Consider the following 14,551-nt stretch of genomic DNA (forward strand, 5'->3'; position numbering starts at 1 on the left):
GGAACCGGAATTTCCTCGATCAGGCCATTCCTGCTTGGCGCTTCGGCGAGCAAAAGTGTAGCGTTAAAGACGGTTGACGCACAAACCTCCACAACAAGACCAATACAAACATCAAATCGCGCTCAGGATTCGCACGCTCCCAAATGCCAGCTAAAGACATCAAGGACGCCGAAGGCCCGTCGGTCACCACCGAAGAGGCCCTTGAATTTCACGCTTCCGGCCGGCCCGGCAAGCTCGAGGTGAACCCGACCAAACCGATGGCGACGCAGCGCGACCTGTCGCTGGCCTATTCGCCGGGCGTCGCGGTGCCGGTCAAGGCGATTGCCGACGATCCTTCGCGCGCCTTCGACTACACGACGCGCGGCAATCTGGTCGCGGTGATTTCCAACGGCACAGCCATTCTGGGCCTCGGCAATCTCGGCGCGTTGGCGTCGAAGCCGGTGATGGAGGGCAAGGCGGTGCTGTTCAAGCGCTTCGCCGATGTCGATTCCATCGACCTGGAAGTCGATACCGAAGACGCCGAGGCCTTCATCAACTGCGTCAAACTGCTTGGGCCGTCCTTCGGCGGCATCAATCTCGAGGACATCAAGGCGCCCGAGTGTTTCATCATCGAGCAGCAGCTGCGCGAGCTGATGGACATCCCGGTCTTTCACGACGACCAGCACGGCACCGCGATCATCGCCGCGGCCGGCCTCGTCAACGCACTCGAAATCACCGGCCGCGACATCAAGACGACAAAGCTCGTGTGCAACGGCGCGGGCGCTGCCGGCATCGCCTGTATCGAACTCGTCAAGGCCATGGGCATGCCGCCCGAAAACGTCATCCTGTGCGACACCAAGGGCGTGATCTATCAGGGCCGCCAGGACGGCATGAACCAGTGGAAATCCGGCCATGCGGTCAAGACCAAGGCACGTTCGCTGGCCGACGCGCTCGACGGGGCGGACGTGTTTTTCGGCCTGTCGGCCAAAGGCGCGCTGACCACGGCCATGGTTCAGTCGATGGCCAAGAACCCGATCATCTTCGCGATGGCCAACCCGGACCCGGAAATCACGCCGGAGGAAGTGGCCGAAATCCGCACCGACGCCATCATGGCGACCGGCCGGTCGGACTATCCGAACCAGGTCAACAATGTGCTCGGCTTTCCCTACATCTTCCGCGGCGCGCTCGACGTGCGTGCAACCACCATCAACGACGCGATGAAAGTGGCGGCCGCGGAGGCGCTGGCAGCGCTGGCACGGCAGGATGTGCCTGACGACGTGGCCGCCGCCTATCGCGGCAACCGGCCGAAATTCGGCCCCAACTACATCATCCCGGTGCCGTTCGACCCGCGCCTGATTTCGGCCATCCCCGTCGCGGTTGCCAAGGCGGCGATGGATTCGGGCGTTGCGCGCCGGCCGATCCTCGACTTCGAGAAATATGCGCAGGAGCTCTCGGCGCGGCGCGACCCCATCGCCTCTACCCTGCAGCGCATCTACGAGCGCGTGCGGCGTCAGCCCAAGCGCATTATTTTCGCCGAGGGCGAAGAAGAGCAGGTGATGCGGGCCGCCGTCTCCTACGTGAACCAGAAGCTCGGCACGGCGATCCTGCTTGGCCGCGAGGAGCAGATCAAGGAAACGGCCCGCAATGCCGGCGTCGATCTCAACAAACCCGGCATCGAATTCATCAACGCGCGGCTGTCGCGCCGCAACCAGATCTATGCCGATCACCTTTACGAGCGCATGCAGCGCAAGGGTTTCCTGTTCCGCGACTGCCAGCGGCTGATCAACAACGACCGCAATCATTTCGCCTCCTGCATGGTGGCGCTGGGCGATGCCGACGGAATGGTAACGGGCGTGACGCGCAACTATTCCACGGCGCTCGACGATGTGCGGCGCGTGATCGACGCCAAACCCGGCCACCGGGTGATCGGTGTGTCGATCGCGTTGTGTCGTGGGCGCACCGTGCTTGTGGCCGATACTGCCGTGCACGACATGCCCAACTCGGTACAGATCGCCGACATCGCCGAAGAAGCCGCCGGTTTCGCGCGCCGCATGGGTTACGAGCCGCGCGTCGCGCTGCTTGCCTATTCGACCTTCGGCCACCCGCAGGGCGAACGTTCGGAGCGCGTGCAGGAAGCGGTGAAGATACTCGACCAACGCCGCGTCGACTTCGAATATGACGGCGACATGGCCGCCGACGTGGCGCTTAATCCGAGACTGCTGAAACAGTACCCGTTCTGCCGACTGTCAGGCCCGGCAAATGTGCTGGTCATGCCGGCGTTCCACTCGGCATCGATCTCGACAAAGATGCTGCAGGAGCTGGGCGGTTCGACGGTGATCGGCCCGCTGCTCGTCGGCCTCAACAAGCCGGTGCAGATCGTGTCGCTGAACGCAAAGGACAGCGACATCGTCAATATGGCAGCGATCGCGGCCTATAACGCCGGCGCGTGACCGCGCAGGCAAAACACACGCATACCGAAGGCAGAACTATGCAACTCAACGTCTATCTGGCGGGTGAAATCCACACCGACTGGCGCGAGACGATCATCGAAGCCTGCAAGGGGCTCGACATCGATTGGTACGGGCCCGTGACCGACCATGACGCCTCGGACGATTGCGGGGTGGAGATATTCGGCGCCGAGAACGACAAATTCTGGCACGACCGCAAGGGCGCGCTTCTGAACGCCGTGCGCACACGGACCGCCCTCGACCGCGCCGACGTTCTGGTCGTCTGTTTCGGCGAGAAATACCGGCAGTGGAATGCGGCTTTCGACGCAGGCTATGCGGCGGCGCTCGGCAAGCCGGTCATCGTTCTGCAGCCGCCCGAGTTCGACCATGCGCTCAAGGAAGTCGACGCTGCGGCAAACGCCGTCGCGCGCACGCCGCAAGAGGTGGCGCGGGCGCTGCGTTACGTGGTTTCGGGCAAGCTGTAAGTTCAAAAATTCTGCAAGCGGGTCTAGACCCGGATGCAGAATTTCACCTTTGCGACGGCTCAGATTTGGCGATAACTGAATAGCCCTCTGACAAACGAGGGCCACGAAATGTCACTGCTTCAGATCGCCTATCTGCTGATTGCCTTGTCCTATGTGATAGCCGCAGCGGCTCTGTTCTGGTCGCATTAGCTAGCCAGTGCCGCCGCGCCAGCCGGACCGGCGCCTGCCAGACATGCCGGCCAGTCAAGCCAGGAAGCGTTCGGCCTCGGCGCCGTAATAATTGATATAGCGCGGCGAAATCGATTCCACGCGCAGGATCATGAAGACGTCCGTCGTGCCGAAATCGTAATCGACGACGCACCCGTCTCCCACCTTGGCGCCAAGGCGCATGTAACCCTTGATGAGCGGAGGCATAGCGGCGAGCGCCGTGCGCACATTGACCGCCTCCTTGGGCATCAGGTCCATCGAAACATGGCGCGAGGGCCGCGCCCTGACGTCCCACTCGGGAAGCGGACGGCATTCATGTTCCAGGAAAGAAAGCGCCTGTGCGTGGGCGGCCGGCACCGTACCGTGGAAGGAGGCACAACCCACCATCACGTCGATATCGTGATGGCTGACATAGACCCAGATGCCCTGCCACAGCGCCTCGATGGTGCGCTTGGAGCGGTATTCGGGCAATACGCAGGAGCGGCCGAGTTCCAGAAAGCGCTGGCCGCGCTGGCGAACGACCAGCGAATCAAGCTCGAATTCATCGCTGGAGTAGAAGCCGCCTGAAGCGTAGGCGAGTTCGTCGCGCAGAAGCCGGTAGGTGCCGACGACCCTGCTCAGCTCCGGGCCGGGGAGCGCCGTGTCGAAGACCAGCAGATGGTCGCAGATATCGTCAAAACGGTCGGCGTCGCGACGGTCAAGAACCGCAGCCGCGGTCGAACGCGCACCAAGCTCTTCGTGAAAGACGCGGTAGCGCACTTCCTGCGCGGCCGCGATCTCCTCCGGCCCGCGCGCCAGCCGGACCTCGAGCGAACCTATGCGTCCGAGCGGCAAACCCCGTTCGAAGGCATGGCCGAAACGCATATTCCCTGCATTGACGCCGGCTTCCGCATCAACACGCGGGAGAATTGCGCTGCGCATGGTGATTCTCCTCACATCGCGTGGCCGGGACATAGATCACGCACTGCGACACTACCATGACAATAACGTTTGCCGGTCGTGCTCACAAGCGGAGGCCAGGCGCGGGCGCGGCACAAACCGGCGGAATCAGGCGCTGGCGTGCTGCTCCACCGCAGCCACAAGATCGGCTGGGTCCAGGGGTTTTGTGAGGAAGCCGTTGGCACCGCGAACCAGCACGGATTGCCGTGTTTCGTCCTGGCTGTCGGCCGAAAGCACGAGCACCGGTATCGGCGGAAAACCATTCGTTTCCTCGTGGCGCCGCAACCCGGCGATGGCATCCATGCCATCCATCACCGGCATGTTGAGGTCCATGAGAACGACATCGAACCGCTGCCTCGACCCGGTCAGCGCCTGCAGCGCGGCGCGGCCGTTGGGCACCACCTCGACACGGTGACCAGCCTTGGTCAGCGCGGAGCGCGCAAGCAGCGCGTTGATCTGGTTGTCCTCGGCAATGAGCACGGATGCGCCAGTTGCAGGCTGTGCCTTCAATTCGACACCCGTCCCGGCCACGACGCGCCCGGCCTGCCCGGCGCTATCCTGCAAAAGCAGACGCAGCAGGGTGTCGCTGCGCACCGGCCTTGGCAAAAATGCCGCATAACCGCCGCCGCGGAGTTCCGCCAGCCGACCGCGGTCGGACGGGGTGATCAGGGTGATCGCCTTGCCGTCAGGAAGTAGCCTGCGCAGGCTCTTCAGGCTTGCGCAATTCGGCCGTTCGAGCGCCGAGTCGATCAGGATCGAGGCATATTTGTTGCCTTCGCTCGCCAGCCGGATCGCCTCGTCAATCGATTTCGCCGTATCGACGACACCGCCGAACGCTTCCACCATGCGGGCAATGGCATCCATTTCCATCGCATTTGCGGAGACGACCAGGGCGCGCGTGCCGGCAAGTGCAGAACCCTGCTCGATCGACGCCGGCGAGGCTTCCTCGAGCGGAAGTGTAACCGTGAAGGTAGCACCCTTGCCCGGCGCGCCTTCCACTTCGATGCGGCCGTTCATCGCCTCAACGATGCGAGAGGTGATCGCCAGACCGAGGCCTGCGCCGCCATGCTTTCGCGTCGGGCTGCCGTCGGCCTGTTCGAATTCCTCGAATATCCGTTTCAGATCGCTCTTTTCGAGCCCCGGCCCGGTGTCCTTGACGCGGATTGTGAGCGTGCGCTCGGACCCGGAACCGGAACCGGCGATTTCCACGAGCACCCCGCCCGTGTCGGTGAATTTTATCGCATTTCCGACCAGGTTAAGCAGGATTTGCCGGAAACGGCCGGGATCGATCATCGCCGTGGCGGGTACATTCGGCGCGACAAAGCAGCCGAGGCCGATATCCTTGGCGAAGGCGCGCGCAGCCAGCAGTTCGACCGTGTGTTCGGCGAGCTCGCGCGGTGAACTCAGCCGCAGTTCCAGCTCCAGCCTCCCCGCCTCGATCTTGGAAAAGTCGAGCAGGTCCTCGATCAGCGCCAGCAAGGCACTGGCCGATGTCGAAATCGCACCGACATAAGTGTTCTGCTCCGGCGACAGATCGGTGCCGCGCAGCAGCTTTGCCATCCCCATGATGCCGTTCATGGGGGTGCGGATTTCATGGCTGACCGTGGCCAGGAACCGGGATTTCGCCTTGCTTGCCGTTTCGGCGCGCTCACGGGCGCTGTTCGCAGCCAGTTCGGCGCGCTTGCGGTCGGTGATGTCGCGCGCAATGGCACGGTGCGAAACGGCTTCGCTTGTCTGGTCCCGCACGGAAAGTTCAATCCAGGAATACCAGCGCGTCCCGGCTTTGGTGCGGATTGCGACATCGGTCGAGCTCAGATACTCGCCATCGTTGAACGCGGCATCCATGACAACGCCGATGTCGATGCCGACCTCGGCAAGGGTCTTGCCCTCCAGTTCTTCCACCTTGCGATCCAGCAGCGCCGCCAGCACACGGTTGGCGTAAACGATACGCCCTTCGCGGTCGCGGTGGACAACGATATCGCCCAGAGCATCGACGAGACCTCGGAAGCGTTCCTCGCTTTCCTCGAGCTCCCAGAGGCGGTCGGCCAGTTCTTCGATTTCGCGCTGTTCGCGTTGCTGCGCGTTTGCTTCGACCGCCTGCGAGCGGGCCGCCATGCTGCGCATGCGGGCGACTGTGCCTGCTCCCAGGACGCCCACCGCCGCCGCCAGCGCCTGCAGCAGAAGCGGCGCCCCCGCATATACGCTGAACCCGGCAGCTGCCACGCTTGCCGCGACCAGGGTTGCCTGCATCGCGATATCGAGCGTGTTGGTTCCGGCGCCCGGCAGCATCTGCACGGGCAGCCGGTGTTTTGGGTCATTGCGGGTGTTTTCGACACGCGAAGACGCCGGCGTTCCAGACGCCGGCTCGCGCGCCGTCCCCGCCAGGTCGAGCTCCGCCAACATAGGCAGGACGGTAACAGGCAGGCATTAGAGAAGCTTTTGGCAGTTCGCTCAAATTTTAACGGTGCGCCAAATCGTTTCCCGCGGCGGGCTACATCTCCACCACAACGCGGCCGCGCACCTTGCCCTCGACAATATCGCTGGCCGCCTGCGTGATCTCCTCGAAGGAAATCCGCTTGGAAAGCGCGGCAAGCTTCTTGTGGTCGAGATCGTTGACGATGCGCTTCCAGGCCTCGACGCGCAGCGATTTGGGCGCCATGACGGAATCGACACCAAGGAGCGAGACCCCGCGCAGGATAAACGGCGCGACGGATGCCGGCAGGTCCATTCCCTGCGCCAGCCCGCAGGCTGCGACCGCGCCGCCATACTGGGTTTGCGCCAGGACATTAGCCAGCGTGTGGCTGCCGACAGCATCGATACCGCCCGCCCAACGCTCCTTGCCGAGCGGTTTGCCGGGCTCGGAAAGCTCGGCGCGATCGAGGATCTCGGCCGCCCCCAGTTCCTTCAGGTAGTCGGCTTCCGATGCACGCCCCGTGGAGGCGATCACGTGGTAACCCAGCTTGCCCAGAACAGCGACGGCGACTGAACCGACACCGCCTGCCGCCCCGGTCACCACGACCGGGCCGCGCTCCGGCATCACGCCGTGGCGTTCCAGCGCCATCACGCAAAGCATTGCCGTATAACCCGCAGTGCCCACGGCCATCGCGTCGGCCGCGCTCATGCCGTCGGGCAGCGGTACCAGCCAGTCGCCCGAAACGCGGGCGCGTCCGGCATAAGCGCCGTAGTGGGTTTCGCCCACGCCCCAGCCATTCAGCACCACCTTGTCGCCCGGGTGCCAGTCGGCATGGTCCGAGGCCGTCACGGTGCCGGCGAAATCGATACCGGGGATCATCGGCCAGCGGCGCACGACAGGCGACTTGCCGGTGATCGCCAACCCGTCCTTGTAGTTCACCGTAGTGGCTTCCACCGCAACGGTGACGTCGCCTTCCATCAGTTCGTCCTCGGTCATGTCGACGATTTCGACCGATTGCGACTTGTCTTCGTTGCGCGATACGCGGATGGCCCTGAATGTCTCTGACATATCGTTTCCTGCGTGTTTGGCGGGTTCGTTGGAAATGTGCGGCGCGGCGGGCGCCGGGTCAACGGGCTGCGGTTCGGCGCCCGGCGCTGCCGCGGCTTCGGCACGGGTACGGCGACGCCAGTCGACAACTTCCTGCAGGATCACGAACCCGGCGCCCACCGTGATGGCGGCGTCGGCAAGATTGAACACCGCGAACGACCAGCTCGGCGTATGAAAAAGCACATAGTCGACGACATAACCGAGCATGGCGCGGTCGATCAGATTGCCAAGCGCGCCGCCCAGAATGAGCGCGAAGCCAATGCGCGCAATCCACTGATGCGCGGCAGATTTGAAGGCCAGCCAGGCGATGAACGCCAGCACCGCAAGAACAAGTCCGATCAGACGCCAGTCGTCTGCGCCCGCGAACATGGAGAATGCGACGCCGGTGTTGTGGGTGCGAAAGAGCGACAGGAAAGGCAGCAGCACGATCTGCTCGTGCATACCCATGCCGGCCTCGACCAGATGCTTGATGATCTGATCGGCCACCACCACGACGGCGCCCAGCAACCCGTAGCCGAAGAGCGGCCGCATCAGCCGGTCACCTTCAACGCGGCACGACGAACTTCGTAGAGCATCACACCGGTCGCTACGGAGAGATTGAGCGAATCCGCCCTGCCCGCCTGCGGGATCAGCACCAGCCGGTCGCATGCCTGTGCAAGGTCATCGGGCAGGCCCTGCTGCTCGTTGCCCATGAGCAGGATCACCGGGCCGGCATAATCCACTTCACGGTAGTCTACCGCACCTTTGAGATGCGTGCCGACCATCATGCCGCCGGCGCCTCTTCGCCAGTCGAGAAATGCGGCGGCGTCGCACTTCGCCAGCCTTGTCGCGAATATGGAGCCCATGGAGGCGCGCACGGCCTCCAGCGAGTACGGGTCGGTCGTGTCGCCGACGAGGATCACGCCGGCTGCCCCCACAGCGTCCACCGTGCGGACGATGGTGCCCAGATTGCCGGGATCGCGCACCCGGTCGAGCGCCACCCAGACCTCGCCCTCCGCCGGCTTTATGTCGGCAAGCGGCTGATATCTTTGCTCGAAGACCGCCAGCACCGCCTGCGGGTTGTCGCGGCGCGTGATACCGGTCAGCACCTTTTCGCTAACTTCCAGCACCAGACCGCCGGCGGCAACGGTGCGTGCCGCAACCTTGCCGACGGCAGCATTCGCCTTTTGAGACTTGGCGATCACCAGCGTGCGGATCTCCCAGCCGAGATCGAGCGCCTCGATGACGAGTTTTAGCCCCTCGGCCATGAAGGTGCCGCTCTGATCGCGGTATTTCTTCACGCCAAGCGCGCGAATGTCCTTCACGATCGGGTTGGCCAGGCTGGTGACTTCCTTCACCTGGCCGGGGGCTCCCCTGCCGCGCTGCCCGCTCATTGCGCCACCCATCGCGCAAACATGGAGGTCGACAGCGCCCGGCCTGCAGTTTCCTCGCGGATGATCAGTTCGCCCGATTCCACCACGCCGCCCTTGCCGGCCATAGCGCCGCGCAGAAGGCCGTGGATGGAAAAGAAGGACGAACGCACCGCATAGGCCGTCAGCACCATTGCAAGCGCCCTGTCGCTCAGTATTTCGCGGCACAGCGCCACCATTTCCGGCAGATCCTCGAAGAGTTGCCAGACCTCGCCCTTCGGGCCGCGCCCGAATGCCGGCGGGTCGAGCAGAATAATATCGTAGCGGTTTCCGCGGCGCACCTCGCGCTCGGCAAAACGCATCGCATCCTCGCATATCCAGCGCACCGGCTTGTTTTCCAGACGTGCTATCGCCTGGTTTTCGCGCGCCCAGCCGATCGCCTTCTTGGAAGCATCGACATGGGTGACCTCCGCTCCGGCTTCCGCCGCCACCAGCGAGGCAAGCCCCGTATAACCGAACAGGTTGAGCACCTTCACCGGGCGGCCGGCAGCGCCGATGAGCCCTGCCATATGGCGCCAGTGCGACGCCTGCTCGGGAAAGACGCCGACATGGCGGAAGGAGGTGAAACGGCCGAGATAATCGATGCCGTCATGGCGCATCGGCCAGGTTTCGCCGAGCGGCTGCCTGGGAAAACGCCAGCGTCCCAGGCCCTCCTCGTCGGTGTCGCCGGTGAAGACGGCATCGACGTTCTGCCACACATGCTGCGGCAGCGCGCGCGGCCAAATCGCCTGTCCCTCGGGGCGCACCACACGGTATTCACCGAAGCGCTCGAGCTTTTCGCCGTCGCCGGAATCGATCAGCGCATAGTTTTCGTCAGGCCCGACCTCCAGAATGATCGGCAGGCGCTCGGCCGGAAGCTCGCCCTGCCTGAAAGCAGGCCGCTGGCGTTCGCCGCCAACGGGCCTTGCCGCCGCCTGCTCGGCGGGGGGCTGGTTGCGCCCCGGCGGGCGGTTGCCGCGCTTCCTGTTCCTTGCTGGCTTCAAGCAAATGCTCTCCGGCTGGTCGCGGCGCTTTTGGCATAGGCCCGGAAGGCGCGCAACGGTTCGCATTGTTGCCCGCTGCCCCGCTTTCAGCCAATTTGGCGCATAGAAGGATTTCCGCGGCATTGGGAATGCAGGACGGGTTGGGCGGAATGAGCATTCGAATGTGTCTGCGGGCTTTGGTGTCCGCCGCCTTTGCAATTGTCTTGATCGCCGGCCAGAGCGACAAAGCTTGGGCAGCAGCGGTGCTTCTCGACAGCAAGGAAATCGCGCGCCGGGAGGAAGCCAAGCAGGCGGATCGCGCAGCACGCGAAGCCGAGCTCAAGACACTGCTCGACTCGCTGAGCACAGCTCCGACGATTGGTAGCAACGCAGGCAGCAACGGCCAAAAGCGGGTCGCGCTGGTTGTCGGCAACAACGACTATGCGGAGCTGAAAGACCTCGACAAGGCGGTCGGCGATGCCGGCACGATCGCCGATGCGCTCGAAGGTCTCGGTTTCACCGTGACCATGCTGGAAAACATGAACGTCGACGATTTCGACGTGGCGCTGTCGGCATTCTACGAGAGCATCGGCGAAGGCGATATCGCCTTCTTTTTCTATGCCGGCCACGGCATTGCGGCAGAGGGCGTGAACTATCTGCTGCCGGTCGACATGCCGGAAATCAAACCGTCGGAAGTGCGTCGGGTTGAGCGCAACGCAATCGATGCGACGCGCATCGTTTCCGAAATCACGGCGCGCGGCGCGCAACTCGCCTTCGTGGTGCTCGACGCCTGCCGCGACGATCCGTTTCCGCAGCACGACACGCGCGGAGCGTCGCGGCTTGGCGGCCTTGCGCGCATGACGCCCGACCCCGGCGCATTCGTCATCTATTCCGCTGGCACCGGCCAGACCGCGCTCGATCGGCTTTCGCCGCAGGATGAAGACCCGAATTCGATCTTCACACGCAAGTTTCATTCGATCCTGACGACGCCGGGCATGCCGATCGTGGAAATCGCCAAACGCACGCAAGTGGAAGTGAAAGCGCTGGCAGATCGCGTACGCCACGACCAGGCCCCGGCCTATTACGATCAGGTGATCGGCCAGTTCTATTTCCGCAATCCGGAGCCGAAGCTCTACGGCCTCGTCATCGGCATCGATGAATACAACCGCGCGCAGCAATTGCGCGGCGCGGTGAACGACGCGCGCTGGGTGGCCGGCGCGCTGCGTGACGCGGGGGCCGCCGACGTCATCGAAATCACCGACCGGGACGCGCGGCCGCAATTCATCGAATTCGCCTGGAAGCGTCTCGTCGATCAGGCGAAGCCCGGCGACACGATCGTGTTTTCCTATGCCGGCGCCAGCTCGCACGAAAATGTCGAGGGCAAGCCGGAGGAGCCGGACGGGCGCGACGAATATCTGGCGCTCGCCGATTTCGACTGGAATGTACTGCATCAGGCAGGCGAGCGGCCGGAAGCTTCGGCGGTTCTCTATGACGATGTGCTGACCGGCTGGATGGAAAAAGCTGCGGCGAAGAACCTCAACGTCATTCTGGTGGTCGACGGCTGTTATGGCGGTGGTCTGCTTGACCGCGAGTTTGCCAATGTCAGCTTCATCGGCGGCAGCGCCGAGGACGAGGTTGTGCTCGAGTATGAAGTCGCCGGCGAGTACCACGGCATCGTCAGCGCGCTTTTCTCCGACGCGATTGACGGCGCGGCCGACCGCAACAGCGACGGCTTCGTCTCACAGAAGGAGCTCTTCGCCCACATCCAGGCCCGCACCTTCGACTATGTCGGGTTCGACCAGACGCCACAGTTTTTCCCGGCCGTCGAAAGCTCGTCGACCGACCTGGCGCTGTTTCGCATCGGAAGCGCGAAAGCGCCGAAGGAATAAGTCAGGCGAGCCGGCCTGCGACGTAGATGGCGGCAGCGAGATCCTCCAGCGCCGCACCTACCGACTTGAAAAGTGTGATCTCATCCGCCCCGCGCCGGCCTTCCACTTCGCCGCGGGCGAGCTGGAACAGATCGCCGGCAATCGCCTCTTCGGCAAGCGCCCCCGAGGAAATCGCCTGGACTATGTCGCCCGCCTCTTTCAGCGCGCCGCCGCGCGTGTCGACATAGACCCGCGCCCGGCGGATCGCATCGTCGTCGCTTTCGCGCATGGTGGGCGAAAAGGCGCCGACCAGATCGACATGCGTGCCTTCTTTCAATGCAGCGCCGTGGATCAGCGGCACGGTCGAGATCGTTGCCGCGGTGACGATGTCGGCATCTTCGAGAGCGGCATCGATGTCCTCGACCGCGCTGGCCTGAAAACCTTCTGAAGCGAGGTCTGCCGCCACACGCTCGGCGTTGTGCGGCGTGCGGTTCCAGACCGCGATTTCGCGGATTGGTCTCAGGGCTGAGTGAGCGCGTGCCAGATAGGGTGACAGCGCACCGGCGCCCACCACCAGAAGGCGGCTAGCATCGGGCCGCGCCAGATAATCGGCGGCGAGTGCTGAGGCGGCAGCGGTACGCCAAAGCGTCAGGCTCGCGCCGTCGATCAATGCCTGCGGTTCGCCGGTGGTGCCGTCGAGCAGCAGATATTGCGCCATTACGGCCGGCTTGCCGATCTTATTGTTATCGGGCGAAACGCTGGCGATCTTAACGCCGATATGGCCGCTACCCTCAAAGCCGTCGGCGGCAAAGTCCGTCCATGCAGGCATCAGAAGCAGCGTCGTCGCTTCGCCCTGCGGCCGCTCGACGGTGTGGTGGTGCCGCACGGGCTGGATTGCGCCAAGGCGGAAGGCATCGCGCAAAACGTTGATCAACGCGCGAAAATCCAGCGTCTCATTCACCTCGGCTGCGGAGATAATGCGCATTCGGGCAAGCGCTACGCGTTCGGTTTCGGCAGCGCGGTGGTAGACACTTGCGGCGGCTGATTGCGCAAGCTGCGGACCTCCGCGCCACGCTGCCGCGCCAGCTTGCGGTACTGGCCCTGTCGAATCCAGGTAATCACCGCGCCCAGCATGAGCCCCAGCGCCAGCGCCGCGAACAGGAACACGAACAGCGGCAGGTGAACCGTCAGCGCCGGGTTGCCGGGGTTGAAAGGATCAATTGTGAAGGGGACCGAGGTCCGGTTTGCCACGGCAAGGGCGATCAGCACCACGGCCAGCGGCAGAAAAACAACGAAAACGAGAATCCGGTTCATTGCGCGTCCATCACTTCAGGAAGTCGGTCCCGGAGCCGGCCTCCCGGTCGGGTTGCCTAACTACTGCCCCCGTTGAGGCGCTCGCGCAACTCCTTGCCGGTCTTAAAGAACGGAATCCACTTCTCCTCGACCTCGACGGACTCGCCGGTACGGGGATTGCGACCGACGCGGGCCGGCCGGTTCTTGACCGAGAATGCGCCGAAGCCGCGCAACTCGACGCGGTTGCCTTCGGCAAGCGCTGTGGTGATTTCCTCGAAAATCGCATTCACGATGTTTTCTACATCCCGCAGGAAGAGGTGCGGATTGCGATTAGCGATGGTCTGCACGAGTTCCGACTTGATCATAGCCACCCCTCCTCGTTTGAGCGCCTTTGCCGCGTAGCGGAATGATTTTTAAGTGTTTATTCTGTTCAACGAGCTGTTTCAGGGTGCCAGACCGACACCAGACCGTCAAGGAAGATACGGTCCGCGCCGACCTCGGAGAGCAAGTCGCCACCGACCGGCAGTCCGAGCAGGCGCGCAATCGCGGCGGTCGCGCTACCGGCCGTAAGCCATGCCTGAGCGCCGGTATCGGCTTTCCATTCGATGACTTTCAGGTTCTTGGCGAGCCCCTTGCCCTCAAGCCAGGCACGCGCCTCGTCTTCACCGCCAAGCGAGTCGACCAGTTTGTTTTCGAGCGCCTGGCGGCCGGTGAAAACCGAGCCATCGGCAAGCGCCAGCACCTCGGCGCGCGACAGCGGCCGGCGCTCCTCCACGAGGCCGACGAACCAGTCGTAACTGTCCATGATCATGGCGCGGATCATTTCCCGCTCCTCGTCGGTGGTCGGCGAAAACGGCGACGGCTCTGCCTTGAGCGGCGACGACTTCACGCCTTCGAGCTTGACGCCGATCTTGTCCATCAGGCCGGTAACGTCGGGGAATTGGAACAGCACGCCTATCGACCCGACGATGGAAGACTGGCGCGCGACGATATGATCGCTCGCGCTTGAAATCATGTAGCCGGCGGAAGCGGCAAGTGTTCCAACCTGGGCGACAACCGGTTTCTGCGCAGAAATCTTGCGTACCGCCTCGTAGATTGCCTCGCCGCCGGCCGTTGTTCCGCCCGGTGAATCGACCGCCAGGATTACGCCTTTCACAGTCTGCGATTCCGCCACCGCCCTGAGGCGCTTCAGCAGTTCCTCGTCGTCGGTGATGGTGCCCTCGATGCGCACCTTGGCGATGTGGTCGGTGGCTTTTGGCCCTAAGCTGTCGGCGAAAAGGCCGAAACCGGACGCAATGATCGCAATCGCGGCAATGGCCAGTGCAACCACACGCCAGAAGGTAAGCTTGCGGCGCAAACGGCGGCGATCGATGATCTCATCGGCGGTGTTGGGCATGTCGGGCCTCACAGGTGAACCAGAGCGCTGATGTAGAGCATCGCGG

At 63.6% G+C, this 14,551-nt stretch carries 12 protein-coding genes and 1 pseudogene; 3 read left to right on the top strand and 10 right to left on the bottom strand.

Annotation, left to right across the window (positions count from 1 at the left end; genetic code table 11):
• The first annotated feature begins 143 nt into the window (after positions 1–143).
• Together EP165_RS03220 and EP165_RS03225 are read left to right on the top strand one after the other, a co-directional pair.
• On the top strand, positions 144–2,429 hold the full coding sequence (locus EP165_RS03220) for an NADP-dependent malic enzyme (RefSeq protein WP_127520100.1): 2,286 nt from the start codon (positions 144–146) through the stop codon (positions 2,427–2,429).
• A gap of 38 nt (positions 2,430–2,467) precedes the next feature.
• Complete coding sequence (locus EP165_RS03225; protein ID WP_127520101.1) at positions 2,468–2,911, top strand: YtoQ family protein; 444 nt, start codon at positions 2,468–2,470, stop codon at positions 2,909–2,911.
• Positions 2,912–3,154: 243 nt separating this feature from the next.
• On the opposite strand, the gene olsB is transcribed toward EP165_RS03225, so the two are convergent.
• The 6 genes and pseudogenes from olsB to EP165_RS03250 form a co-directional block, all read right to left on the bottom strand.
• A complete protein-coding gene (olsB, locus tag EP165_RS03230; protein WP_164742973.1) occupies positions 3,155–3,982 on the bottom strand; it encodes a l-ornithine N(alpha)-acyltransferase in 828 nt (275 codons plus the stop codon).
• A gap of 183 nt (positions 3,983–4,165) precedes the next feature.
• Positions 4,166–6,460 carry a hybrid sensor histidine kinase/response regulator gene (locus tag EP165_RS03235; RefSeq protein ID WP_245439985.1) on the bottom strand — a complete coding sequence of 765 codons (2,295 nt, stop codon included), beginning with the start codon at positions 6,458–6,460 and terminating at the stop codon, positions 4,166–4,168.
• A gap of 88 nt (positions 6,461–6,548) precedes the next feature.
• Positions 6,549–7,538 carry an acrylyl-CoA reductase (NADPH) gene (acuI, locus tag EP165_RS20620; protein ID WP_245440054.1) on the bottom strand — a complete coding sequence of 330 codons (990 nt, stop codon included), beginning with the start codon at positions 7,536–7,538 and terminating at the stop codon, positions 6,549–6,551.
• A 120-nt stretch (positions 7,539–7,658) separates the two neighbouring features.
• A pseudogene (lspA, locus tag EP165_RS20625) lies at positions 7,659–8,225 on the bottom strand (signal peptidase II); the annotation flags it as partial.
• Complete coding sequence (locus tag EP165_RS03245) at positions 8,108–8,950, bottom strand: TrmH family RNA methyltransferase (protein WP_127520104.1); 843 nt, start codon at positions 8,948–8,950, stop codon at positions 8,108–8,110. The gene EP165_RS03245 and the pseudogene lspA, both read right to left, overlap by 118 nt.
• Positions 8,947–9,969: an RsmD family RNA methyltransferase gene (locus tag EP165_RS03250; RefSeq protein ID WP_245439986.1), complete on the bottom strand. Its 1,023-nt coding sequence runs from the start codon at positions 9,967–9,969 to the stop codon at positions 8,947–8,949. The genes EP165_RS03245 and EP165_RS03250 overlap by 4 nt, the downstream gene beginning before the upstream one ends.
• Positions 9,970–10,118: 149 nt before the next feature.
• Between EP165_RS03250 and EP165_RS03255 the strand changes: the two genes are divergently transcribed.
• Positions 10,119–11,837 (top strand): caspase family protein, encoded by a 1,719-nt coding sequence (locus EP165_RS03255; RefSeq protein ID WP_164742941.1) that lies wholly within the window; start codon positions 10,119–10,121, stop codon positions 11,835–11,837.
• Position 11,838: 1 nt separating this feature from the next.
• Here the strand turns inward: EP165_RS03255 and lhpI are convergent, their stop codons facing one another.
• The 4 genes from lhpI to sppA all read right to left on the bottom strand — a co-directional run bounded on the left by lhpI (position 11,839) and on the right by sppA (position 14,505).
• Entirely contained in the window at positions 11,839–12,801 is a 963-nt protein-coding gene (lhpI, locus tag EP165_RS03260) for a bifunctional Delta(1)-pyrroline-2-carboxylate/Delta(1)-piperideine-2-carboxylate reductase (protein WP_127520107.1), read from the bottom strand.
• An 11-nt stretch (positions 12,802–12,812) separates the two neighbouring features.
• The gene (locus EP165_RS03265; protein ID WP_127520108.1) at positions 12,813–13,130 is read right to left on the bottom strand and encodes a LapA family protein; all 318 of its coding nucleotides are present in this window, start codon (positions 13,128–13,130) and stop codon (positions 12,813–12,815) included.
• A 56-nt stretch (positions 13,131–13,186) separates the two neighbouring features.
• Complete coding sequence (locus EP165_RS03270; protein WP_127520109.1) at positions 13,187–13,474, bottom strand: integration host factor subunit beta; 288 nt, start codon at positions 13,472–13,474, stop codon at positions 13,187–13,189.
• A gap of 65 nt (positions 13,475–13,539) precedes the next feature.
• On the bottom strand, positions 13,540–14,505 hold the full coding sequence (gene sppA, locus EP165_RS03275) for a signal peptide peptidase SppA (protein ID WP_127520110.1): 966 nt from the start codon (positions 14,503–14,505) through the stop codon (positions 13,540–13,542).
• Positions 14,506–14,551 lie beyond the last annotated feature (46 nt).

Source organism: Mesorhizobium sp. Z1-4 (genome assembly GCF_004000235.1).
GTDB lineage: Bacteria > Pseudomonadota > Alphaproteobacteria > Rhizobiales > Rhizobiaceae > RCIO01.

Bases quoted from the DNA above. Each gene is read 5' to 3' on its own strand.
- EP165_RS03220 (WP_127520100.1), top strand. From the start codon at position 144: ATGCCAGCTAAAGACATCAAGGACGCCGAAGGCCCGTCGGTCACCACC.
- EP165_RS03225 (WP_127520101.1), top strand. From the start codon at position 2,468: ATGCAACTCAACGTCTATCTGGCGGGTGAAATCCACACCGACTGGCGC.
- olsB (WP_164742973.1), bottom strand. From the start codon at position 3,982: ATGCGTTTCGGCCATGCCTTCGAACGGGGTTTGCCGCTCGGACGCATA.
- EP165_RS03235 (WP_245439985.1), bottom strand. From the start codon at position 6,460: ATGTTGGCGGAGCTCGACCTGGCGGGGACGGCGCGCGAGCCGGCGTCT.
- acuI (WP_245440054.1), bottom strand. From the start codon at position 7,538: ATGTCAGAGACATTCAGGGCCATCCGCGTATCGCGCAACGAAGACAAG.
- EP165_RS03245 (WP_127520104.1), bottom strand. From the start codon at position 8,950: ATGAGCGGGCAGCGCGGCAGGGGAGCCCCCGGCCAGGTGAAGGAAGTC.
- EP165_RS03255 (WP_164742941.1), top strand. From the start codon at position 10,119: ATGAGCATTCGAATGTGTCTGCGGGCTTTGGTGTCCGCCGCCTTTGCA.
- lhpI (WP_127520107.1), bottom strand. From the start codon at position 12,801: ATGCGCATTATCTCCGCAGCCGAGGTGAATGAGACGCTGGATTTTCGC.
- EP165_RS03265 (WP_127520108.1), bottom strand. From the start codon at position 13,130: ATGAACCGGATTCTCGTTTTCGTTGTTTTTCTGCCGCTGGCCGTGGTG.
- EP165_RS03270 (WP_127520109.1), bottom strand. From the start codon at position 13,474: ATGATCAAGTCGGAACTCGTGCAGACCATCGCTAATCGCAATCCGCAC.
- sppA (WP_127520110.1), bottom strand. From the start codon at position 14,505: ATGCCCAACACCGCCGATGAGATCATCGATCGCCGCCGTTTGCGCCGC.